Origin of the sequence: Frankia tisae (assembly GCF_025403405.1) — a bacterium.
Classification (GTDB): domain Bacteria; phylum Actinomycetota; class Actinomycetes; order Frankiales; family Frankiaceae; genus Frankia; species Frankia tisai.
In genome coordinates this window covers 1-22,430 of sequence record NZ_JANEZT010000062.1, presented here as the reverse complement: position 1 = coordinate 22,430, position 22,430 = coordinate 1, and the positions used below count along the sequence as shown (strand labels likewise).

Sequence of the window (22,430 nt, the reverse complement as noted above, 5' to 3'; positions counted from 1 at the left end):
GCGCGGAGCTGGGGCTTGATACCGCCGAGATGATCCGGTTCATCGGGGCGACGCAGCCGCGGAAGTGGGATCGGCTCGAAGAGCTGTACGGCGATCGGGCGGTGGCGCATCGGCAGTTCTGTCAGCGGGTGGCGGCGGAGGTGGATGCGCGTGGGGTGCTGGACGTGCTGCGGCAGGGGGTGCGGGACCGGGGGGTGCTGATCGACCTGGCGTACTTCCGGCCCGGCCATCTACTCGCCGCCGACGCGCTCGCCGAGTACAACGCCAACGTGCTGACGGTCGCCCGCCAGGTCCGCTACAGCACCCGTAACCCGGGTAGGTCACTCGATATGGCGTTGTTCGTCAACGGCCTACCCGTGGCGACGGTCGAGCTGAAGAATCCGAACACGGGCCAGAACGCCGACGACGCGATCCGCCAGTACCGCGAGGAGCGCGACCCTCGGGAGCTGTTCTTCGCCAAGCGTGCCCTGATCCATTTCGCCGTCGACCCGGACCGGGCGTTCGTCGCGAGCCGGCTGAAGGGCCGGGACACCGAGTTTCTGCCGTTCAACATCGGCTCGAACGGTCCGGGCGTCTCGGGCGGCGCCGGCAACCCACCGGCCGCGCCCGGCTCGTACGCGGTGGCCTACCTGTGGGAGCAGGTCTGGCAGCGGGACAACTGGCTGGAGATCCTCCAGCGGTTCCTGCACGTCAAGGCGCCGGACAAGAAGGGCGCGAAGGCCAGCGTGCACGACCTGGCGCGGATCTTCCCCCGGTTCCACCAGTGGGACGCCGTGCAGAAGATGGTCACGCACGCCCGGGACAACGGCGCCGGCCACAGCTACCTGGTGCAGCACTCGACCGGCTCCGGGAAGTCGAACACGATCGCCTGGCTCGCGCACCGCCTGTCGAACCTGTTCGACGCCGACAACCGCCCGGTGTTCCACAAGACGATCGTCATCACCGACCGGGTGATCCTCGACCGCCAGCTCCAGAACACGATCTACCAGTTCGACCACACCCCCGGCGTCGTCAAGAAGATCGACAAGGACTCCGCGCAGCTCGCTGCCGCCCTCGGCGACGCCACCTCAAAGATCATTATCTCGACGCAGGAGAAGTACGGCTTCGTCCTCGACAAGACCGCCGGGATGAAGGTGCGGGACCATCGCTACGCGGTGATCATTGACGAGGCGCACTCGTCGCAGGGCGGCGAGACGGCGAAAAACCTCAAGCAGGGCGTCGGCTCGAACGCCACCCGCGAGGAGGGTGAGGACGAGGCGACCTACCAGACCCGGGTGCGGGGCAAGCAGCCGAACCTGTCGTACTTCGCGTTCACCGCCACCCCGAAGGCCGGCACCCTGGACCTGTTCGGCACCCTCGACCCGGAGCGGACCAACCCGCACACCGGCGAGCAGGGCATGAAGGTCCCGTTCCACGTCTACTCGATGCGGCAGGCGATCGAAGAGGGCTACATCCTCGACGTCCTGGCGAACTACCTCACCTACGAGACGAAGTGGCGGCTACGCAACGCCGCGATCGAGCAGCAGGACTCGGGCATCGTCAATCCGGAGGTCGACGAGACGAAGGCGAAGCGCAAGCTGGTCCAGTTCGCCGAGCGGCACCCGACGGCGGTGGCGCAGAAGGCGCGCCTGATCGTCGAGGACTTCCGGGACAACATCTCCGGCCGGCTCGGCGGACGGGCGAAGGCGATGGTCGTCACCGACAGCCGTCAGCAGGCGCTCGACCTGTACCAGGCGATCCGCAGCTTCGTCGAAGGCTGCGGGTTCACCGACTGCGGCACCCTCGTCGCGTTCTCGGACAAACTGGAAGATGGCGCCACCGGCGTCGAGTTCACCGAATCCCAGCTCAACGGCTTCCCCGAACGCCACCTGCCGGACAGGTTCGGCTACACCCGGGCCGATGATCTGCATGCGGGAAGCCGCGACCAGGACGAGTACCGGATTCTCGTCGCCGCGGACAAGTACCAGACGGGCTTCGACCAGCCGCTGCTGTGCGGAATGTACGTCGACAAAAAGTTGACCGGGATCGCCGCGGTGCAGACGCTCTCACGGCTGAACCGGATCCACCCGCTCAAGTCCCAGGACGACATCCGGATCCTCGATTTCGTCAACGACGCTGAAGCCATCCGGGAGTCGTTCAAGGACTGGTACGAGACGACGATCACGCCGCCGGCCGACCCGAACCTGCTCTACGACCGGCAGCGCAAGGTCATGGACTACCAGCTGCTCGAAGCCGCCGAGATGGAGTCGTTCATCCGGGTACTGGCCGAGGCCGCCCCCGACCGGATGACCGACGCCGCCGAGCGCAAGCTGCACGCCCAGCTCCACCAGCACCTCCAGCCCGCGCTCGACCGGTTCGCCGCGCTGCCCACCGACGACGAACGCGAGGGCTTCCGCAGGGCGCTGACCGACTACGCCCGTGCCTACAGCCTCATCGCGCAGATCGTCGACTGGGGCGACCCGGACCTGGAACGGCTCTACCAGTACGGCCGCATCCTGCTGATCCGCCTGCCCGGCCGGCCGGCGACGTCGGTCGACATCGGCGACGCCGACCTGACCCACTACCGCATCGAACCCACCGGCCGGCACAACGTGTCCCTGTCGCCCGTCGGCGACCGCGCCGTCCGCGGCCACGCGGCGGGCGCCGGCGGCCTCGCCGAACCGGAGATGGTCACGCTGGCGACGGTCATCAACGAGCTCAACGAGCGGTTCGGCCTGGGCCTCGGCACCTCCGACCAGATCCTCGTCTACCAGCAGGTTCTCGGCCTCGTCGAGAACACCCAGATGCAGCAGATCGCGCTGATGAACGACGAGGACCGCTTCGGCCAGGTCGCCGACGACCGGCTCGACGACATCGTTGCCGAGAACGCCGAGCGCAACACCGACTTCATGAAGCTCTACTTCGACAACGCCGAGTTCCAGAAGGCCATCAAGGAGGCCGCCCGCAAACGCGCCTACCGCATCATCACCCAGCCGGCCCGCGACGAGGCCCTCGCCCGCCTGCGTGCCGAGATGCTCAAGGAAACCGGCGGATCTACCACCGGCCAATAACCACCCCACCTGTCGCCCTTTGCGGTGGGGTAGGACCATACTTGTAACCGCTGGTCGGAATCGGGGGATGCGGCGTGGCGGAGGAGTCGGAGGAGTCGGGGAAGCCGGAATGACTGACCGTGTGCCCCACGAACGCGCCTCCGCCGCCAACGCCAGCCGCCGGTGTATCAGGGGGCGGGGTAAGCGGACAGCCTCAGGAGGCGAGGCGTGCTGCGGTCAGCTCCGCGTCGCGCAGCACCCGGATGGAGTTGGACCAGGTCAGCGCGTCGAGATCGGCGATTGACCAGTGCGCCTCGTGCAGCGCCTGAAGCACCCGCGGGTAGGTGGACACGTCGTGGAGAACGGCCGGCATCGCCGGTACGCCGTCATAGTCGCCGCCGATGCCGAGGTGTTCCACCCCGACAACGTCGCGGGCGTGGTTGAAATGGGCGACCACCTCGTCGACGCCGATCTCCGGCGCGGGATTGGCCGCGTACCACCGGCGCAGATCCCGCCAGGCGGGGGTGTCCGCGGCCCGGGCATCCCGCACCGCCAGCGGTGAGGCCAGGCCGAGCGATGCCTTCCGGCGGTTCTCGGTGTCCTCCCATCGGGCGTAACGGGCGGACAGGAACGCCGGGACAAAGGTGATCATGAGTAGGCCGCCCTGGCCGGCGAGCCGGGCGAGCGTCGTGTCGTCGACGTTTCGCGGATGATCGCAGACCGTCCGGCAGCTCGAATGACTGAAGATCACCGGGGCGGCGCTGGCATCGAGTGCCGCCGCCATCGTGGCGGTCGCCGTGTGGGACAGGTCCACCAGCATGCCGAGTCGGTTCATCTCGGCGACGATCTCGCGGCCGCGGTCGGTGAGGCCGTGGGTGCCGGGGTCCTCCCGGCAGGACTGCGCCCAGGGCGGACCATCGTTGTGGGTGAGGGTCAGGTACCGCACGCCGAGGCTCGCCATCATCCGCAGGACGCCGAGGGAGTCCGCGATCGCGTGGCCGCCCTCCATTCCGACCAGCGAGGCGATACGCCCGTCGCGGCGGGCCCGTTCGACCTCCCCGGCGGTGCGGCAGAGCCGGAGAGCCTCGGGGTACCGGCCGACGAGCCGGTGGACCAGGTCGATCTGTTCGAGCACCATCCGCACCGCCGCGTCCGGTTCCAGTCCGGTCGGCACGAACACCGACCAGAACTGCGCGCCGACCTGCCCGGCGCGCAGCCGGGGAATGTCGGTCGCGAGCTCCGGCAACCCGGTCAGCACATCGTCGATGCTGCCGTCGCGCAGGAAACGCAGTGCGATCGGCAGGTCGTTGTGGCCGTCGACGATCCGCAGCGAGGCCAGCTCCGCGGCGGCCGTCACGACGAAGCCCTGATGGCCTGCCGCGGGGCCCGTGGTCCGGTTCCCCGGTCCGCGCCGCGGGCCACGCGCCGGGCCGCCTGCTCGACCGGATCCGGCACCGGTGAGGCGGCGAGCAGCCGCCGGGTGTAGTCGTGCGACGGGTTCGTGAGCACGGTGTGCCTGGCTCCCTCTTCGACGAGTCTGCCCTGGTAAAGGACGCCGACGCGGTCGGCCAGGGCATCGACGACCGCGAGATCGTGGCTGATGAACAGGGCCGCGAAGCCCAGCTCCCGTTGCAGCGTCCGGAACACCTCCAGCACCCGCTCCTGGACGGAGACGTCGAGGGCGCTGGTCGGCTCGTCCGCGACCACCAGGCGGGGGCGCAGTGCCAGCGCCCGGGCCAGGCTCGCCCGTTGCCGCTGGCCGCCGGAGAGCTCGTGCGGGTAACGATCGCCGTAGCCGGCGCCGAGGTGGACGGATTCCAGCAGGTCGTCGACACGGCGGCGCACCTCGGCGGGCGGAAGCGACTCGTGGACGACGATCGGTTCGGCGATGCACGCGGCGATCGTCAGTTTCGGGTTGAACGACGTCGCCGGATCCTGGAAGACGAAGCCGATGTCCCTGCGCAGGCGCCGCAGGGAGCGGTCCGGCCCGCCCGGCACCAGCTGCGCGCCGAGCACCCGCAGGCTGCCCGCGCTCGCCGGGACGAGTCCGGCGACCGCGCGTGCGATCGTCGTCTTTCCGGAACCCGACTCGCCGATGAGGCCGAGCACCTCGCCGCGGGAGATCTGGAAGCTCACCGCGTCAACCGCGCGAAACGACGGCTGCCCGAGCCGGCCCGGGTAGTCGACGACAAGGTCGCGCGCCCGCACAACGGCCTCGTCGTCGTCGGTGGCGCTGGCGCTGGCAGGCAGAGTGGCGCTGCCGGCGGGGGCGGGACTCCCGGTGGGGGTCGGCTGCCCGCCGCCGATGCGGGGCACCGCCGCCAGCAGCCGGCGGGTGTAGTCCTGCCGGGGATGTTGGAACAGGCTCACCGTGTCGGCCTGTTCGATCAGCCGGCCCTCGCGCATCACCAGGACCCGGTCCGCGAGGTCGGCGACCACCCCCATGTTGTGGGTGATCAGCAGGATGGACGTGCCGCGGGTGTCGCGCAACTCCCGGAGCAGGTCGAGGATTTCGGCCTGGACCGTGACGTCCAGGGCGGTGGTGGGCTCGTCCGCGATGAGCAGCGGGGCGTCGAGGGCGAGCGCCATGGCGATCATGATGCGCTGCTGCTGCCCGCCGGAGAACTGGTGCGGGTAGTGGCCGACCCGCCGGCGTGGCTCGGGGATTCCGACGAGGTCGAGCAGCTCCACGGCGCGTTCCCGAGCCTGCCGCCGGTTCGGTCGCCCGTGGCCGCCGCGCCGGCCGGATCCATCGGATCCGCCGCGCATGCGATGGGCCCGGATGCCCTCGGCGATCTGCCAGGAGACGGGGAACACCGGGTTCAGGGCGGTCGACGGCTCCTGGAAGATCATGGCGATGTCGCGGCCGCGGATCCGCCGCAGCTGCCGCCGACCGGCGCGCAGCACGTCCTGCCGGCCGACGAGGACGCTTCCGCGGGCAAGCCCGGTCTCCGGCAGCAGGCCGAGGATCGTTCTCGCCGTGACGCTCTTGCCCGACCCCGACTCGCCGACCACGGCGACGATCTCACCCGGCCGCACCCGCAGGCTCACGTCCTCGACGGCGCTGACCTCGCCGGCGTCGGTCGCGAAAGTCACGCTGAGCCCGTCGACGGCCAGCAGCTCGTCGTCCCGTGCGGTGCCGGGTACCGGTCCGCGTCCACCCGGGAACGTCGGCTTCCCGGCCGTGGTGGATGTGCCGGCCGTGGTGGATGTGCCGGCCGACGGGGGTGTCCCGGTGGTGCCGTCGAGGCGGGCCCGCGGGGGGAACCAGCGGGGCGCGCGCCGGGTTCGCCGGGCGCCCCGCCGGGCCCGTAGCCGCGGGTCGCGGATGTCGTTGAGGCCCTCACCCAGCAGGGTGACCCCGAGCACGGTGAGCACGATGGCGGCGCCGGGGAACACCGCGGTCCACCAGATTCCCGCGGAGATGTCGGACTGGGCGCGGTTGAGGTCGTAGCCCCATTCGGCGGCCGACGTCGGCTCGATGCCGAAACCCACGAAGCCGAGCCCCGCCAGCGTCATGACCGCGCCGCCCGCGTTCAGCGTGACGATGAGGGGGAGCGTGCGGGTCGCGTTGGGCAGAACATGCCGGCGCAGGATGCGGGCGCGCGGGACGCCGACGACCTTGGCGGACTCGACGAACGGCTCGTGTTTCACCCGGATGGTCTCGGCCCGGACCACGCGGAAGTACTGGGGCACGAACAGGATCGTGACGGTCACCGCGGTGGCGAGTATCCCGTTCCATCGTCCCGACCGGCCGCCCCCGACACCGATCGACATCACGATCGCCAACAGCAGCGGCGGGAACGCGAAGATCGCGTCGGTGAGGATGACGAGAGTCCCGTCGAGCCGGCCACCGAGATAACCAGAGACGAGGCCCAGCGCCGTTCCCAGGAGAAGGGCAGCCACCGTTCCCGCGACGATCACCTCCAGCGCGGTCTGGGCACCCCACACCGTGCGGGAGAACACGTCGTAGCCGCCCACCGTCGTACCGAACAGATGGTGGGCGGACGGTCCGTGCTGCGAGCCGAAGTACGTCCCCGCGTCCTGCACCTGGCCGTAGCCGTACGGGGCGATGAGCGGCGCGAAGAGGGCCACGACGACGACGGCACCGGTGATGGCGAAGCCGGCGACCACCATGCCCCGCTGGTATCCGCCGCTACCGGCGACGAGGCGGCGCATCGACGTCCGGCGCCGGCGTGGGCGGGCGGGAGAGTGCGGCACCGCTGTCATGTCAGTACCTCACCCGGGGGTCGACGAACGCGGCGAGGACGTCGACGAGGAAGTTCACGACCGCGACGACCACGGCGAGGAGCACGACGATGCCCTGCACCGCCACGTAGTCCCTGGCCTGCACGTACTGGGTGAGTTCGTAGCCGAGGCCCTTCCATTCGAACGTCGTCTCGGTGAGCACCGCACCGCTGAGCATCGAGGCGATCTGCAGCCCCATCACCGTGATGATCGGGATGAGCGCGGGCCGGAGGGCGTGGCGTGTCGTCAGCCGGTACTCCCCGACCCCGCGGGAACGTCCCGCGACGACGTACTCGGCGTCCAGGGTGCTCATCAGGTTGGCGCGGAACAGCCGCAGGAAGATTCCCGTACTGAGCAGCCCCAGCGTCACCGCGGGAAGAACCGCGTGCCGCAGGACGTCGACGACCATCGACCCGTCGCCGAACCGAATCGTGTCGATGAGCAGGATGCCGCTTGCGCCACCGTGGCTGTCCAGCGCGATCTCGTGTGCAGTGGAGAGCCGGCCGGAGACGGGCAGCCATCCCCACCACAGCGCGAAGACCAGCTTCAGCAGCAGTCCGAGGAAGAACACCGGCGTGGCGTAGCTCAGGACCGCGAAGATCCGCAGGCCGGCGTCGACCCCGCGGTCCCGCAGCCGGGCGGCCAGCGTGCCGAGTGCCGGACCCAGCAACAGCGCCACCACCAGCGAGTAGGCCACGAGTTCCAGGGTCGCGGCACCGTAGGTCCGCAGCATGTCCGTCACCGCGACGTGATCCGTCAGGGTCGTGCCGAAGTTCCCGTGCAGCAGGTCCGCGAGGTAGTCGCCGTACTGCGCGAGGATGGCGCGGTCGTAGCCGGCCGCGTGGATCCGCTGGTGCAGCTGGTCCGGGGTGAGCCGGTCCCCGAACGCCGCCGTGATCGGATCCCCGATGACCCGCATGAGGACGAACACCGCGGTGGTCAGGATGAACACGGTCGGGAAGATCAGCAGAAATCTGACGAGGATGTAGCGGCCGAGACCGGTGGCCTTCGCGTCGGCGGCGACCGATGCGGGTTCGGCGCCCTCGACGGAGGGTTCGATGAGCGTGGTCATGGTCGGGGATCAGGAACCCGGCTTCAGTGCCCCGAAGGGAAGGCCGCCTGTGGCCAGCGCCTGCTGGATGCCGCTGACCTTCTTGTCAGCCACCACGCTCGGAGAGCTCTCCACCAGCGGAACGATGGGAAGTTCCGCCGCGAGGGCCGTCTGGATCTGCAGGGACAGCGCGTCGCGCGCGCCGTCCCCGGAGGTGGTCGCCTGCTTCTCAATCAAGGAGATCAGCGCGGGATCGCTGTAGTGGTTGCCGATGAACCCGTGGTCGCCGTAGAGCGGCTGGAAGAAGTCCTGGGCGTCGAGGTAGTCGGCGTACCAGCCGAGCTGGAAGGCCGGGTAGGAGTCCGCGACCCGTTCCTTGCTGTACTGCACCCAGTCGGTCGACTGCAGATTCACCGTGAACAGGCCGGTCGCTTCGAGCTGGCTCTTGATCAGCGCGAAGGAGTCCGTGCTCGACGCCCCGTAGTGGTCGACGTTGTACTGCAGCCGCAGCGTCACCGGCGTGCTGACCCCGGCGGCCCTGAGAACGTCGGCCGCCTTCGCCGTGTCGGCGCCGCCCTGCCCGTCGCCGTAGCGGCTCTTCAGGACCGGGCTGCCGCCGGGGACCGCGGTGGGCAGGAAGGTGTAGAGCGGTCCGTAGGTGCCCCGGTAGACCTGATTGCTGATGGCCTTGCGGTCGAGGGCGTGGGCGACGGCCTGCCGTACCGCGAGTGCCTTCTTCGGGTCCGCCTCTGCCGTGCCGGTGCCGAACGGCTGGGTCTTGTAGTTGAAGGCGATGTACTGGATGCCGGTCGCCGCACCGTGGTAAACGGTGAGCTTCGAGTCCTTGCCGAGCGCGTCGAGAGCGGTGATGGACAGCGACCGGCTCGCCAGGTCGATGTCACCCTGCTGCAGGCCGAGCTTGAGGTTGTCCTCGGACGCGAAGAACCTCAGGTTGACGGTGCTGATCCCCGGCTTCCCGAGCACTCCCTGATAGTTCGGGTTCGCCGTGAACTGGACCAGTTCGTTTGCCTTGTAAGTGTTGATGGTGTATGGACCGTTGAACGGCTTCTTCGCCAGGATCGTCGCGTCCGGGGTGACCGCGGTCGCGGAGAAGACGGCCTTGTCGACGATGATTCCGGCTCCACTGGCCAGAACCTGCGGGAACACCTGGTCGTTCGCGGCCTTCAGCCGGAAGACCGCCGTGGTGTCGTCGGGCGTCTCGACACTGCCCAGGTTGTAGAGCAGCGAGGAGGGACCGTTCGTACTGGCGATCTTCAGCTGCCGGTCGAAGCTGAACTTCACGTCCGCCGAGGTCAACGGATCGCCGTTGGCGAACTTCAGACCTGCTTTCAGGACCACCTTGTACTCGCTTGGCGACGAGAAACCGGCCGAGGTGGCGAGGCTGGGCCGCAGCCGGCTACTGCCCGCGGGGCGTTCCAGCAGCCTGGCGTAGACCTGGCCGGCCACCGTTCCGGAACCCGCGTCGAAGGCACCCGCGGGATCGAGGGAGGTCACCTTGTCGGTGGTGCCGATGACCACGCTTCCTCCACGGCCGGAGGACGCCGGGGAACCCGGTGAGGAGCTCGCGGAACCGGAGCTGCCGCAGGCGGCGAGCAGTACCGCGACGGAGGTCCCGACGAGGCCGGGGACCAGCCGGGCCCGCCGCCAGGTGGATCGTGGAATCATCTTCAGCACGCCACGCCTTTCGTCTCTACCTTTTCCCGCTTGCCTGGGCGGCCGAGTGATGTCGTGCGGTGCGAGGAACACCGGTCTCGGGCAGGCGGGGGTGGTGGTCTTGTCAACAGAGGGCGCATGGCCGATGTCGCCGTCGCCGTCGGTGCCGGTGCCGACCGAACGGATACGCGTCGGCCCCGCGACAACCGTGCGGGGCCGGACGGGCCGGACGGGTCGGTTCGGGTGCGCCGGAGTGGTGCGATACGCCGGGACTTCTCAGCGTCGGCGGGACTTCGCGGAGAGACCGCTGCCTGCCGACGGCGTGGAAGTTCCCGACGGCGCCAGAATTCCCGACGGTGTTACAGGGGCCGGCAACACAGTGCGCTGTGGGTACGCATGAGGTCGATTTCCGCCGTGCGGACCAGCCGGGCTGGCGGCGACGCGGGGGAGTCGGACCACATGTCGCGTTCTCCAAGATTAGCGATGAGGGTTCCGGTGAAGACGGACGGCCGACCGAGGTGAACGCGCCTGGGGCACATGCACCAGCGGTGTGCCACGGTCGCCCGGGGGAGCGCCGCGTGACTTGGCTGAGCATACTCGACCAGAATAGTCGGAATGGGGAACTTTGCGAAAATGCGCTGCCGGGTATCCTCCGTGATCGATCGTCCGGGCGGTCCCGTCCAACTACGGTGTCCCGTCCAACTACGGTGCCGTGCTCGGCCGGAGAACCGGTGGCTGCCCTCGCAGGCATGGTTATCGGGAAAGTCCGAGCAGGTGGGGGTCGTAGGAGGCGACGCTCCGGCCGAGTTCCGCGCCGGTGATGTCGGTGCTGCGGAAGTGGATGCCTTCCCAGCATCCGCCCCCGACACCCGGCCCGTCGCCCTGCCGCGCCAGTGCATCGCCCTGGAATGCAAGCCCGTGATCGTGGTTTGGTCTGGGTGGTGCGATTGGATGTGACCGTGGCCGTTGCGGTGGATGTTGAGGCGTTGCTGGAGGCGGCCGGCCCTCGGGTCGGCGCCGCCGGGCGGGAGCACGTCGCCCAGGGGCGGGTGAGCGGTCTGACTCCCGTGGATGGCGGGGTTCGTGCCGCCGTCGCGGAGCGTACGGGTGGGCGGACGCAGGTTTCCGTCACCGTGGCCGGTCGGGCCCTGGTGGTCGACTGCGATCGGGACAGCGAGATGACCGGCGATCCCTGCGAGCATGCGGTGGCGGTGGTGCTCGCCGCCCGCGACGCGGGGATCACCTGGACGTCGATGGCGTCGCTCCGCGGCGCCGAGCCTGCCGGGCAGGAACGGGGACGGCTGGTCGCCGAGGCGGCGGCGAGCCTGACCCGGACGGAGCTGGTGCGGCTCGTCGTGGCGCAGGCGGCCGAGGACCGCTTGTTCGCGGCCAAGGTGCTGCGGCGGGCCGGGAAACTCGAGCCGCCGAGTCCGACGGAACTGATGCGGATCCGCGGGCTGGTGCGGGATACCGACAGGATTCCGGTCGACGACCACCGGTGGCAGTTGCACGATCTGGTCGAGGCGGGCCGGGGGATGCTGGCTGAACTGGAGATCCTCGCGGTTCGGCCGGCGACCACGGAACTCCTCGGCGTCGTCGAGGACGCGATCGCGGCCTGGGACGGGTTGGCCGGGCATCTACAGGACGCCAGAGAGGTCTACGACATCGAGCCGGAGGAGATCGGCGAGCCTCTTGCGGCGCTGCATCTGCGGCTGTGCGACGAGCTGCAGCCCGACCCGGTCGAACTCGGTCGGCGCCTCGCCGAGCTGGTCGGGTCCGCCCATTACACCTCGTGCGTGGACGCGCCGGACGGCTACGCCGACCTCCTGGGCGACGAGGGTCTGGACGCCTACGAGTCGGCGCTCCACCGCTGACCGGGCCCACCACTGACCGGCCGGCACGCCGCGGTTCGGCGGAACACCATGATCGCCTAGGGGGCCCAGATTCTGTGCGGTTGAGCTCGGCCTTGATGGCATCGAGGATGATCGGGACGTGCTGGTACTCGTCGATACAGACCGGGCCGGCGCCCGTGAGGAACAGTGCGGGATCTCTGGCCGCCGCATCACGGTTGGCCAGATCGCCGAGATCGACCAGCTCCGCACCGATGTCGGCAGCGAGGCTTCTGAGCAGGGTCGACTTCCCCACGGACCGAGGACCATGGAGGATCACGAGTCACAGATCTGGATGGCTCTGAGCTGCGGATCCGTCAGGACGAGACTCGGCGGGCCTGACCGGTCCGCGATGATCCTGGGACGGGCGGCAACGTTGAGCCAGTGGTAGCTTCGACGGACCAGTACCGAGACCACGCGAATGCACAGGTATCCCGTTGCTGACCTGCTCCCGGCCGGCATGCGAGGGTTGAATTACTCGGAGCCGGCAGGTGGGTCCGGGGCGCCAGAGCATGCGAGGTGATGGTGGGCAGCCGCAATCGTGAACGACGTAAGGCCAAGCAGAAGGCCCGCGCGAGCCGCGGCCGCGCTCAGGCCGCCGGGCCCGGCGAGGGGCTGTTCTACCAGGAGCGCAACCAACGGGAGTTGCTCGCGGAGACGGCCGACCTGCTGGTCGCGGCGGCGTTGAACGCCAGGCTCGCCGAGGATGACGAGGCGCTGGCGGAGTACGTGGAGTCGCTGGTCGCCGCGCCGGGCGGGCTGGTCGGGCGCCGGGCCGTCAACCGATGCCTGGTCGGCTGGTTCGACCGCGTCGTCGGGGCCACCTGGCAGCACGGCTGGCAGCCGGTTGACCTGCACCGGGTCGTGAACCGCCGGGCTGGGCAGCGCCTCGCGCGGCTCGCTGTCGACGCGATCGCCCTGCAGATGCGCCAGTACGCCCCCGCCACCGTCGACGAGCGGTGGCGGGCCCAGCTTGAGGCTCTCGACGCCACAGTGTGGTGGGATCGAGACGACTCGTGGCTGGATGCCTGGGGTGACCGGGCGGGCCGGGACCGGGCGGAGGTGCTCGTCGACACGCTCGATCTGCTCCTCCTGCTGAACACCCTGCCCAAGCTCGAATCGTTGTGCCCCCCGCCGGGCGCCGCGCGACGTGACACCTCAGGCCACGGCCATGCTCGGGGAGCCCGGGGCGGCCAGCCAGCCGGGTCGACGTCCGGCCGGAGCACCGACCCGCGCATGCTCGACAAGGTCCGCGCGCTGCTGGCGAAGGCCGAGTCGACCGGGTTCGCCGAAGAGGCCGAGGCGCTGACCGCCAAGGCGCAGGAACTGATGGCCCGGCACAGCATCGACGAGGCGCTGCTCGCGGCGGGGGCGGGATCCCGTGACTCCCCGTCCGGCCGTCGGGTCGGCATCGACAATCCCTACGAGGTGGCGAAGGCCAGCCTGCTCGACGTGGTCGCCGACGCGAACCGGTGCCGTTCGGTGTGGTCGAAGAACCTCGGGTTCGCGACGGTGGTCGGTTTCGAGCCCGATCTCGACGCCGTCGAACTGCTCTACACGTCGCTGCTGGTCCAGGCGACCACGGCGATGATGAAGGCCGGGTCCCGCCAGGACCGGGCCGGACGATCCCGCACCCGGTCGTTCCGCCAGTCGTTCCTCGCCTCGTTCGCGGTCCGTATCGGCCAGCGCCTGATGGCCGCGACCGAGCAGGCGAGCGAGCAGGCCGCGGCCGAGGCGGGCGACGGCCGGCTGCTGCCCGTGCTCGCCGCCCGCACGGACTCCGTCCGGGAGGCGACCGAGGCGATGTTCCCGGAGATCGTCGCCCGGTCGGTGAGCGCGACAGACGGCGAGGGATGGGCGTCCGGCCGGGCCGCCGCCGACCTCGCCTCCCTGCACACCCGCGACCAGGTGACCGCCGACCGACCCGGCTAGTGACCGACAGGGATCAGGGAGCGGTCTTGCCCAGGCCCCCGGTGGCCTGCCGGGCACGGGCGCGGCCCACCGCCTCGTCCACCAGCACCCGGGACAGCTGCGCGACCTTGAGATGCCGGGTCTGGCTCATCGTTCGCAGCCGCTCGAACGCTTCCTCGGGGCCGCTGCCTGTGCGGCTCATGATGACCCCCAACGCCTGGTCGATGACGGCGCGGCTTGTCAACGCCTCCTGGAGTTGGGAGACCAGTCGCTGCGACTGAGCCAGGATCTGGGCATTGTGCACCGATACCGCCACCGGCTGGGCAAAGAGCTCTCCGGTCCGAACCGCATTGGGTCCGAACGCGTCCTTGGCATGGGCGTACACATTCATCGCTCCCACCACCCGATCGGGCAGCAGCAACGGCAGCGAGAGCACACTGTGCACGCCCATTCGCCCCACCCGCGGGCCATACCGTGGCCACCGCGCCTCCCCGCCCAGCGACCCCGACAACTGCGTGCGCCCCGTTTCGACCGCCAGCAGGCACGGTCCCTCGCCCAGCCGGTACTGGACGTCGTCCGCCGCCCGCACGAATTCGGCGCTGGCCACCACCGTCTGGGGCCGGTTGTCCTCCAACATCGTCAGGCCGGCGCCCTCCGCCCCGGGAATCGCCTGAACCGCGAGCTCCGCGATCTGGATCAGCGTTTCGCGCAACGGCCGGAGCCCCGTCAACAGCCCCGACAGTCCCGACAGGCTCGCCGCCAGATCGTCCTCGTCCACAGCAGCTCCCCAACAGGTCAGCGCCGAACCAGCATCGCCGCGACCCAAACCGTAGACCAGAAAGTGAAGCGCGCGAGGCGCCGGACCAGGCACCTCCGTTACTTTTGGCAATGGCCCCGAGGTGGGAGGGTGATGGTTCGGAGTCCCGGGTGGCGGCGGGGGCGTACGGTAAAAGTGCTGAGTACCAGCCGACCCGGGTCGGGGATCGCCGCCCACGCCGCACCCCGCGAGCATGACCGCTCACTGCCGGGTGCCCCGGTGACCTCCTCGCGGGAGCCACCTATGCCCTCCGAAAACGTGCCCACCTCAGTGCGGGCCCAACCGGCAACAGATCTTGGCAGCTACTACGGAACGTACCGCGGCAAAGCCGCCTATGCCCGGGAGACCAGCGCCGGTAGCTGGCAGGTCAAGGTCCACGATCCGACCAACCGTCTCGCCGGCCACGACGGCTGGCTGATGCTCGGCACCGGCTGGCCGACGCTGCCCGACGCGTGCGAAGCCACCGGCCTGAGCTGAGCGGTATCGCCCTTCCCTCATTCGTCTCCGCGGACGGGGATGATGACCGCGGCGGCGCGGCCGGGCGCGGACGTCTTGCGCGATCTTGGCGCCCTGCGGCTGGGTGACATCGCCCCGGTGGACATCCGGCCGATCGAGGTCCTGTGGGAATCGGCGGCCGCTGCGGGCGAACGGGCCGCGCTGGCCGGCCCAGTTCTGCTCCGGCTGGTTCGTCGAATCCCTCGCCATGACCTGACGGCGGCAGGTGCGGAGGATCGGATGGCGAGCCTGACCGGGCGGTGGCGGATCGTGGAGATGGACCTGTGGGATCAGGAGGCCATAGACCTCGTCGAGCCCGGGTTCATCACTCGATGGCTGTCCCGGGGATGCCGTGGCTGCGCGGAATCTCGCCGCGCGGGTGTGGGGCGCGGGCCCGACGGGGACGAAGAGGGGGTGCCCACCACCGACGTGCGAGCGTACTCGCTGCCGGACCTGCTGGCCTGGCTGGAGCGGGCGCGCCGGCGCGGCCAGGTCCACCACGACGACAGGCAGCAGTGCTGGCAGGTGCTCGGGCACCCGGAAGGCAGCAGGGTGCTGGCGGACCCCGGGACCTTCTCGTCCGACCTCGGCGATCTGATGCCGCGCCAGGAGGACATGGAGCTGTTCCAGCAGGGGAACTTCGTGCGGATGGACCCGCCACGGCACCGCCGGCTGCGCGGCCTGGTCAGCCAGGCGTTCACGCCGAGGACGGTGGCCGGGCTCGCCCCGCGGATCGCCGAGGTGACCCGCGGGCTGCTCGACGCGAGTGGCGGCGATCGCGGCGAGCGTCTTGATCTGATCGATGACCTGGCATATCCGTTGCCGGTCATGGTGATCGCCGAGCTGCTCGGCCTCCCGACGTCCGACCGGCCGGTGTTCCGGCGCTGGGCCGACGCCCTGTTCGACCGGGGGAACGTCGAACCGGACACCCCGCTGCCCCGGCTCAGCGCGCAGGCGGTGCGGAGGTCCGCGCCGACGATGCGCGAGATGAACGGCTACCTCCTCGACCGTATCCGGGCCGCCCGGGCCAGGCCCGGAGACGACCTGACCAGCAGGCTCGTGCAGGCGGAGGTCGACGGACACCGTCTCAACGACACCGAGATCGTCGGCTTCGTCGGGCTGCTGCTGCTCGCCGGGCATGTCACCACCACCGCGACGTTGGGCAACACGGTCCTGTGCTTCGACGAGCATCCGGACACCGCGTCGCAGGTGCGAGCGGACCCGACGCTGCTGCCCGCGGCGATCGAGGAGGTGCTGCGGGTACGTACTCCCTTCCCGCGGCTGGCCAGGAGGGCGACCACCGACGCCGAGGTGGGCGAGGCGGTGATACCTGCCGGGGATCTCGTCGTCACCTGGCTGACGGCGGCCAACCGTGATGAGCGGGTGTTCGGGGATCCCGACCGCTTCGACATCCACCGCCCGGCCAACCCCCACCTCACCTTCGGACACGGAATCCATTTCTGCCTGGGCGCACCGCTGGCGAGGCTGGAGGCGAGGATCGCCCTCGGCATCCTGCTGGAGCGCTACCGTGAGATCGCCGTGGCCACGGACGTACCGGTCGAGCACCGCGACCCGTGGCTGATGGTAGGCGCCACCCGGCTGCCGCTGGACGTCCGTACCCGCTGACCACAGGCCGATGGAGCGACCGGGACGTCAATGCGGCGCTGAACATCCAGCCTTCAGCTTCAGGGCGGAGAGGAGGTCAGGGAGCCCAGATTCTGTCGACGGGCATGACGTGCAGGCGGTCTTCGAACGTGTATGACCGTGCTCCCAGGTAGAGCGCCACGCCGGCCACGAAGGCGTCGCCGGTGGCGTCGCGGAGCTTGCGGAGTGGGGCGAGGTCCTCGCCCGGTACCCGTCCGGCCGCCTTGATCTCGAAGGCGACCACCGTCCCGTCGTCGCGTTCGACCACGAGGTCGACCTCGTCCCCGTCGCGGGTGCGCCAGTGGCCGACCCCGCCGACCCAGTCCGCCCAGGATGCCTGCTTGAGCAGCTCGGTCACGACGAACGTCTCCAGCAGGTGCCCGAACTCGGTCAACGCGGTCGGGCTGCGTGCCGCCAGCTTCTGCGGGGTCAGGCGCATCAGGCGGGCCGCAACCCCGGAGTCCAGGACATGGATTTTCGGCGACGCCGTGGACCGCGTGGTGAGCGTGGTGCCCCAGCCCGGCAGCCGGTACAGCAGGAACACCGCCTCGAGAAGCCGCACATAGCTGTGCGCGGTCTTCTCGTCGAGACGGACACTCGAGGCGGCCCGGGTGATGTTGAGTATCTGTGCGGTCTGGCTGGCCAGCCGTTCGAGCAGGGCCGGCAGCGAGGCGGCCTGGCGAATCTTGCTGAGGTCGCGGACGTCGCGTTCGAGGCTGAGGCTGACGTAGTCGTCGAACCAACGGTTGCGTGAGGTGAGCGAGGCCCGCGCGAGCGCCGACGGGAACCCGCCCGCGGTGACGCTGTCGATGTAGTCCTCGCGGGTGGTGTCCGACGGTCGGGCCGCGGCCGCGGCCACGGTGGCGGCCGGGTCGGCGAACAGGTCGTCGAGGAGATGTTCGTGAATTCCGCGGAGCTCACCCTGCGACAGCGGGTAGACGGGCAGCCGGTGCAGGCGACCAGTGAGCGCCTGAGCGGCGCGGGGCAACGCCTCGTGCCGCGCCGAGCCGGTGAGGACGAAGCGGCCCGGCCGGCCGTCGCGGTTGAGCTCGGCCTTGATGGCATCGAGGATGATCGGGACGTGCTGGTACTCGTCGATACAGACCGGGTTGGCGCCCGCGACGAACAGCCCGGGATCTCTGGTGGCCGCGTCGCGGACGGCCAGGTCGTCGAGATCGACCAGTTCCGCACCGATGTCGGCGGCGAGGCTCCTGAGCAGGGTCGACTTCCCCACGGACCGGGGACCCTGGAGGAGCACCACGGGCTCCTCCGCCATCCTGCTCGCGACGATCGATGCCAGTCGTCGCGGTACCAGTCCGTGCAGCCGCGCGCTCATAGTCGGAAGTCTAGGTGACCTACGGATCTGGAGCATCTCAAACTCCGGATCTGGAGGGCTACGAATGACGGATTTGGAGAGCTTTGATCTACGGATCTGGAGGGTGCCGGGCCCGCAGTGGTGCCGTTCTACCAGGAGTGCAGCGGTGCCGTTCTACCAGGAGTGCAGCCAGCGGGAGTTCCTGGCGGAGACGGCCGACCTGCTGCCCATGCAGGCACCGTCACGTGCCAACCGTAGCGTCCGCCACGGACACTTCCGTGCCGTAATCACTGGCTGGTGTCGAGGTGGTTGAGCGGCGGCAGGCGCGCTACCGGTCCGAACGCGGCGGCGGCGTCGTCGCCGTCGGCGCGCTCCTCCCGCGACCCCCTGGCTCACGCCCTCGGCTTCCGGCCACTGCCGGGGGCGTTCTTCGCCGCGCCGCCCACTTCAGCACCGCCACACGGTAGGCCGCCCCGTCCGGCGGACGCGGCTCAACGCTGATCTCGGGGATTGTCTATGCTGTGGCCCGCGGCCTACCAGTGGATCTTCGGGAGTCGACGTAACCCGACCACGGCAAGTACGGAGGATCGGATGGCGAGCCTGACCGGGCGGTGGCGGATCGTGGAGATGGACCTGTGGGATCAGGAGGCCATCGACCTCGTCGAGCCCGGGTTCATTGAGTTCGGCGGGGATGGGACCGGCGAGTTCGGGTTCATCGCCGTCCGTGGCTGGATGGACTGCCGTTCCACCGAGCGCGACGGCCGGCCCCTCGTCGAGTTCAGCTGGGACGGCGCCGATGAAGGCGATGAGGCCAGCGGGCGCGGCTGGGCCGCCCTGGGTGAGGACGGCGCGCTCAGCGGGCACCTGTTCTTCCACCGGGGAGACGACTCGGGCTTCCGCGCGACGCCGTTCACCGGAGCCGACACGCGGGACGGGCGTTGAGCGAGTACCAGTACTACGAGTTCCTCGCGGTCGACCGGCCGCTCGACGCGCGGGCGCAGGCCGACGTGCGCTCGCTGTCCACCCGCGCGCGGATCACCGCCACCAGCTTCGTCAACGAGTACCACTGGGGCGACTTCCGCGGCAGTCCGGACCGGCTGGTGGACCGCTACTACGATGCGCACCTTTATCTGGCCAACTGGGGGACACGGCGCATCCTGCTCCGTCTACCGCGCAGCCTGCTCGATCTGGAGGTGGCCGAGCGTTACTGCATCGGCGACCGAGTCACGGCCCGGATCGCCGGCCAGCACCTCGTCCTCGATCTGACGAGTGACGACGACTCCGGCGACTGGGACCTCGAGCCGCAGGGATCGCTGTCCGCCATCATCGGCGTCCGGGCTGAGCTCGCCGCCGGCGACCATCGCGCGCTGTACCTGGCGTGGCTGGCCGGGTACGGCACCTGGGAACGCGACGAAGACGCCTTCGACCGGGACGAGGACGACGAACTCGAACCACCGGTACCTGCTGGGCTGCGCACGCTCACCGCACCGCAGCGCGCGCTGGCCGACTTCCTCCGCCTCGACGACGACCTGCTCGCGGTCGCGGCCGAGGCAAGCCCGCCCCTCGACGAAACTACCGACGATCCCGAACGCCTCGCCGTCTGGGTGGCGAAGTTGACCATGGCAGAGAAGGACCGGCTGCTCCTGCGCGTCGTCCAGGATCACGCTGCGGCCGTGCGGCTGGAACTGCTGCGCCGATTCCGCGACGAGACCACCCCGAGCGTCGTTACTCCACCCGGCCGCACCGTGGCCGATCTTCTGGACGGCGCGGCGCGCAGTCGTGCTGAACGGCAGAGCCGACAGGCCGCGAAACAGGCCGAGGAGGAAGCCCGCCGCGCAAGCGCCCGGGCCCTCGCCGCCGAGCGACGGCTGGCCGAACTGGCCCACGATGAAGAGGCTGCCTGGGCCCGCGTTGACGCACTGATCGGCACACGCAAACCCGCCGAGTACGACGCCGCCGTCGCACTCCTCACCGACCTGCAGGCCCTGGCCGAACGCAACGTCCACGCGCACGAGTTCACCCAACGCTGCGCCACTCTCCGGCAGAACCACGCACGCAAACCCAGTCTGCTGGACCGCCTGGACCGCGCGAACCTGTGAACGCATTCCTGTCGGCCAGAGTGGAGACCTCGGCGTGCCATGCCTGGACCTGCGACCTGGTGGGGCCGATTTCGTACTGGTGGTGGTGGCAGGCGACGCAGAGGTGGGACCAGGTCCAGCGGGCCCGCTCGGCGCCCTCGCCTCAACCTCTGAGTGTCACCGTCCAGGCGCCGTACTCGCGGGCCAGTTCGGTGACCGTCAGGGTGCCCGACGGTGTCGGGCGGTGTGTGCTCAGGGCCTGATCGAGCGGGGTGATCAGCATGTCCTCGAGTGCGGAGCCGATGCTGTGGTCGTCGGGGTGTGGGTCGGCGGTGAGCTCGACGAGGAGGCGGGCGCGGGCGCGCGGGCCGAGGGTGAGATCGATGCCCTGTTCGGTGCGCATGCGGGCGACGAGCCGGCCGACGAGCAGATCGACGGTCTGCTCGATGTCGGCGCGGTCATGATGGTTCGGCACCTCACAATTGTCGCCGGCGTAGTCCGCTGAAGCCGTCACCTTGTCGCGCACCCCGACAATCATGATCATCGGCGTAGTGTGGGGATGTGGATCCGTTGAGTGCCTTCCGGACCGTTGACGACGCCGCCGCCGAATATCTGCTCGCGATGAAGCTGTTCGCGTCCCGGGTCGAAGCCGACGCCGACGACATCGCGTTCCTCTACCGCACGCTCGGCTATACCACCGTCGACGAAGGCCTCGACCTCGTCCAGTCCGTCTACAGCGACCGCCCGATCGACGCGAAGGCCCAGTTCCTCCTCGAAGAGATCGTCGACTCTCTGCACGGTCGCAGCGGCCACACGGCCACTGCTGAAGACCCTGCCTGACCTGACCCGGCCGCAGGCGGGACGCCCCACCACTCCGCCCAAGGGCACCGACTGACTCACACCCGGCCTGCGCTTGTGGCTTAGTGGTCTGGCCCGTAAGTCCGTCGAGGGTTGATCAGGCGGCCTGTGGGGCTGAAGATTATTTCTGTCGGTCGGGTGCGTGCCGGTGGCATCTGGCCAATAGATCGTCCAGGTCGCCCGGTGACCCGAAGCCCGGACCGTCTGACCAGCCATGCCATCTCCCGGCCGGCCCTGCCCGCCGATCGGTCGGTCGGCGGGCAGGGCGCGGACTTGCGGTCACGCTCGAAGTGTCCGGACGGTTCGGATCACGTGCCCGATCGCGCCGGGCCGGCGGATGATGCTGTCGCGGGGGTGGTGAGGTCGTAGACGGTCTCGCCGCCGATCGTCGTCGCCTTGTAGTGCTGCTGGACCCAGGTGCTGATCGTGCCGCCCGGCCCGCCGGACCGGCCGCCGAACCCGCCGAACCCGCCGGCGCCGCCGGTTTGGCCGGCGCCGATGAAGTAGTGCACCCGGCCCGCGTGGACGTCGTTTTCGAACTGGGTCAGGGTCGGCGCCGGGTCGCGCCCGGTGAAGCCGCCGATGGCCATCACCGACGTGTCCGAGGCGAGTTCGAGGCCGGCCGCGGCCGAGGATCCCTGCACTGCGGCAGCCCACCGGTAGCCGTGGCTGGCCTTCAGCAGCGACGCCAGCTGGGCGTTCGTGGCGCCGCCGCCGAACCCGCCGAACCCTCCGGCGCGTCGGCCGCCCGCCGCTGCGGAGCCGCCGAACGCGCCGAAGCCGCGAGCGCCGGCGAAGCCGCCGGGACCGCCGTTTCCACTGCGGCCGCCGCGGACCGCGGGCCCGGCCGTCGGCTGGCCCCCGGACTGCGGGATCGTGGCGGTGACGGCCGCGAACGCCGCCGGGCCGCCGAGGACGGCGACGGTTGCGCAGACCGCGACCGCGATGGCCATCCGTCCGACGAGCGCGCGCCGGATCAGCAACGCCGCCGTTGCGGCGACGGCGGCCACCGTCACCACCACTCGCAGCCAGGGATACCAGGACGGGGTGCGGTCCAGCAGGGTGAACGACCAGGCTCCGGTCGCGGCGACCGCGGCGGCCAGCAGCAGCCGGCTCGTCCGCTGCTGCCTGGCGCGCCACAGCGTCCAGGTGCCGACGCCGACCAGCCCGGCGATGCCCGGCGCGATCGACGCCGTGTAGTAGGGGTGGAAGGTTCCCTGCGCGAAGCTCAGCACGATCGACGTGACGATCATCCAGGCGCCCCAGAGGAGCAGCGCGGCCCGCGCCCGGTCCATGCGCGGCGCCCGCCGGGTCACCCACAGGCCGCCGAGGAGCCCGATCAGCGCGCCCGGGATCAGCCAGGAGACCTGGCCGCCGATCTGGTCGCCGAACAGCCGGCTGGGGCCGGCTGTTCGGCGACC

16 protein-coding genes and 1 pseudogene are annotated in these 22,430 nt (G+C 70.1%); 8 read left to right on the top strand and 9 right to left on the bottom strand.

Going from position 1 to position 22,430, the window contains the following annotated elements:
* A partial coding sequence (locus NBZ85_RS08650) for a type I restriction endonuclease subunit R (protein WP_261561756.1) occupies positions 1 to 3,050 on the top strand: 3,050 nt, incomplete at its 5' end.
* A gap of 193 nt (positions 3,051 to 3,243) precedes the next feature.
* Here NBZ85_RS08650 and NBZ85_RS08645 read toward each other — a convergent pair.
* From NBZ85_RS08645 to NBZ85_RS08630, 4 genes are read right to left on the bottom strand one after another with little or no spacing between them, the layout of a single operon-like run.
* A complete protein-coding gene (locus NBZ85_RS08645) occupies positions 3,244 to 4,386 on the bottom strand; it encodes a dipeptidase (protein WP_261559930.1) in 1,143 nt (380 codons plus the stop codon).
* Positions 4,383 to 7,259, bottom strand: coding sequence for an ABC transporter ATP-binding protein/permease (locus tag NBZ85_RS33995; RefSeq protein ID WP_261561755.1), 2,877 nt, complete (start codon positions 7,257 to 7,259; stop codon positions 4,383 to 4,385). The genes NBZ85_RS08645 and NBZ85_RS33995 overlap by 4 nt, the downstream gene beginning before the upstream one ends.
* A 1-nt stretch (position 7,260) precedes the next feature.
* The gene (locus tag NBZ85_RS08635) at positions 7,261 to 8,349 is read right to left on the bottom strand and encodes an ABC transporter permease (protein WP_261556758.1); all 1,089 of its coding nucleotides are present in this window, start codon (positions 8,347 to 8,349) and stop codon (positions 7,261 to 7,263) included.
* Between the two features lie 9 nt (positions 8,350 to 8,358).
* A complete protein-coding gene (locus NBZ85_RS08630) occupies positions 8,359 to 10,014 on the bottom strand; it encodes an ABC transporter substrate-binding protein (protein ID WP_261556768.1) in 1,656 nt (551 codons plus the stop codon).
* Positions 10,015 to 10,955: 941 nt separating this feature from the next.
* Here NBZ85_RS08630 and NBZ85_RS08625 point away from each other — a divergent pair.
* The gene (locus NBZ85_RS08625) at positions 10,956 to 11,876 is read left to right on the top strand and encodes a hypothetical protein (RefSeq protein ID WP_261561754.1); all 921 of its coding nucleotides are present in this window, start codon (positions 10,956 to 10,958) and stop codon (positions 11,874 to 11,876) included.
* An 85-nt stretch (positions 11,877 to 11,961) separates the two neighbouring features.
* Here NBZ85_RS08625 and NBZ85_RS33040 read toward each other — a convergent pair.
* Positions 11,962 to 12,171 (bottom strand): annotated as a pseudogene (locus NBZ85_RS33040) (AAA family ATPase); the annotation flags it as partial.
* 242 nt (positions 12,172 to 12,413) lie between these two features.
* Here NBZ85_RS33040 and NBZ85_RS08620 point away from each other — a divergent pair.
* A complete protein-coding gene (locus NBZ85_RS08620; RefSeq protein ID WP_261556769.1) occupies positions 12,414 to 13,823 on the top strand; it encodes a DUF2786 domain-containing protein in 1,410 nt (469 codons plus the stop codon).
* A gap of 13 nt (positions 13,824 to 13,836) precedes the next feature.
* Here the strand turns inward: NBZ85_RS08620 and NBZ85_RS08615 are convergent, their stop codons facing one another.
* Positions 13,837 to 14,580, bottom strand: a complete 744-nt coding sequence (locus NBZ85_RS08615; RefSeq protein WP_261556760.1) for a GAF and ANTAR domain-containing protein — start codon at positions 14,578 to 14,580, stop codon at positions 13,837 to 13,839.
* A gap of 282 nt (positions 14,581 to 14,862) precedes the next feature.
* Between NBZ85_RS08615 and NBZ85_RS08610 the strand changes: the two genes are divergently transcribed.
* Positions 14,863 to 15,096: a hypothetical protein gene (locus NBZ85_RS08610; RefSeq protein WP_261556761.1), complete on the top strand. Its 234-nt coding sequence runs from the start codon at positions 14,863 to 14,865 to the stop codon at positions 15,094 to 15,096.
* 42 nt (positions 15,097 to 15,138) lie between these two features.
* Positions 15,139 to 16,740 (top strand): cytochrome P450, encoded by a 1,602-nt coding sequence (locus NBZ85_RS08605; protein WP_261556762.1) that lies wholly within the window; start codon positions 15,139 to 15,141, stop codon positions 16,738 to 16,740.
* A gap of 76 nt (positions 16,741 to 16,816) precedes the next feature.
* Here the strand turns inward: NBZ85_RS08605 and NBZ85_RS08600 are convergent, their stop codons facing one another.
* The gene (locus tag NBZ85_RS08600) at positions 16,817 to 18,016 is read right to left on the bottom strand and encodes an ATP-binding protein (RefSeq protein WP_261556763.1); all 1,200 of its coding nucleotides are present in this window, start codon (positions 18,014 to 18,016) and stop codon (positions 16,817 to 16,819) included.
* 648 nt (positions 18,017 to 18,664) lie between these two features.
* Between NBZ85_RS08600 and NBZ85_RS08595 the strand changes: the two genes are divergently transcribed.
* Positions 18,665 to 19,015: a hypothetical protein gene (locus NBZ85_RS08595; RefSeq protein ID WP_261556764.1), complete on the top strand. Its 351-nt coding sequence runs from the start codon at positions 18,665 to 18,667 to the stop codon at positions 19,013 to 19,015.
* Positions 19,012 to 20,172, top strand: a complete 1,161-nt coding sequence (locus NBZ85_RS08590; RefSeq protein ID WP_261556765.1) for a hypothetical protein — start codon at positions 19,012 to 19,014, stop codon at positions 20,170 to 20,172. Before NBZ85_RS08595 ends, NBZ85_RS08590 begins: the two co-directional genes overlap by 4 nt.
* 142 nt (positions 20,173 to 20,314) lie before the next feature.
* Here NBZ85_RS08590 and NBZ85_RS08585 read toward each other — a convergent pair whose 3' ends face one another.
* Positions 20,315 to 20,665: a hypothetical protein gene (locus tag NBZ85_RS08585; protein ID WP_261561753.1), complete on the bottom strand. Its 351-nt coding sequence runs from the start codon at positions 20,663 to 20,665 to the stop codon at positions 20,315 to 20,317.
* Positions 20,666 to 20,721: 56 nt separating this feature from the next.
* Here NBZ85_RS08585 and NBZ85_RS08580 point away from each other — a divergent pair, with 56 nt between their 5' ends.
* Complete coding sequence (locus NBZ85_RS08580) at positions 20,722 to 20,991, top strand: hypothetical protein (RefSeq protein WP_261556767.1); 270 nt, start codon at positions 20,722 to 20,724, stop codon at positions 20,989 to 20,991.
* Between the two features lie 326 nt (positions 20,992 to 21,317).
* On the opposite strand, the gene NBZ85_RS08575 is transcribed toward NBZ85_RS08580, so the two are convergent.
* The coding region (locus tag NBZ85_RS08575; RefSeq protein WP_498041237.1) for a mannosyltransferase YkcB-related protein at positions 21,318 to 22,430 on the bottom strand (1,113 nt) is incomplete at its 5' end.

Excerpts from the sequence above, each read along its gene's own strand:
- NBZ85_RS08605 (WP_261556762.1), top strand. The coding sequence starts at position 15,139 with ATGACCGCGGCGGCGCGGCCGGGCGCGGACGTCTTGCGCGATCTTGGC.
- NBZ85_RS08630 (WP_261556768.1), bottom strand. The coding sequence starts at position 10,014 with ATGATTCCACGATCCACCTGGCGGCGGGCCCGGCTGGTCCCCGGCCTC.
- NBZ85_RS08620 (WP_261556769.1), top strand. The coding sequence starts at position 12,414 with ATGGTGGGCAGCCGCAATCGTGAACGACGTAAGGCCAAGCAGAAGGCC.
- NBZ85_RS08595 (WP_261556764.1), top strand. The coding sequence starts at position 18,665 with ATGGCGAGCCTGACCGGGCGGTGGCGGATCGTGGAGATGGACCTGTGG.
- NBZ85_RS08610 (WP_261556761.1), top strand. The coding sequence starts at position 14,863 with ATGCCCTCCGAAAACGTGCCCACCTCAGTGCGGGCCCAACCGGCAACA.
- NBZ85_RS08635 (WP_261556758.1), bottom strand. The coding sequence starts at position 8,349 with ATGACCACGCTCATCGAACCCTCCGTCGAGGGCGCCGAACCCGCATCG.
- NBZ85_RS33995 (WP_261561755.1), bottom strand. The coding sequence starts at position 7,259 with ATGACAGCGGTGCCGCACTCTCCCGCCCGCCCACGCCGGCGCCGGACG.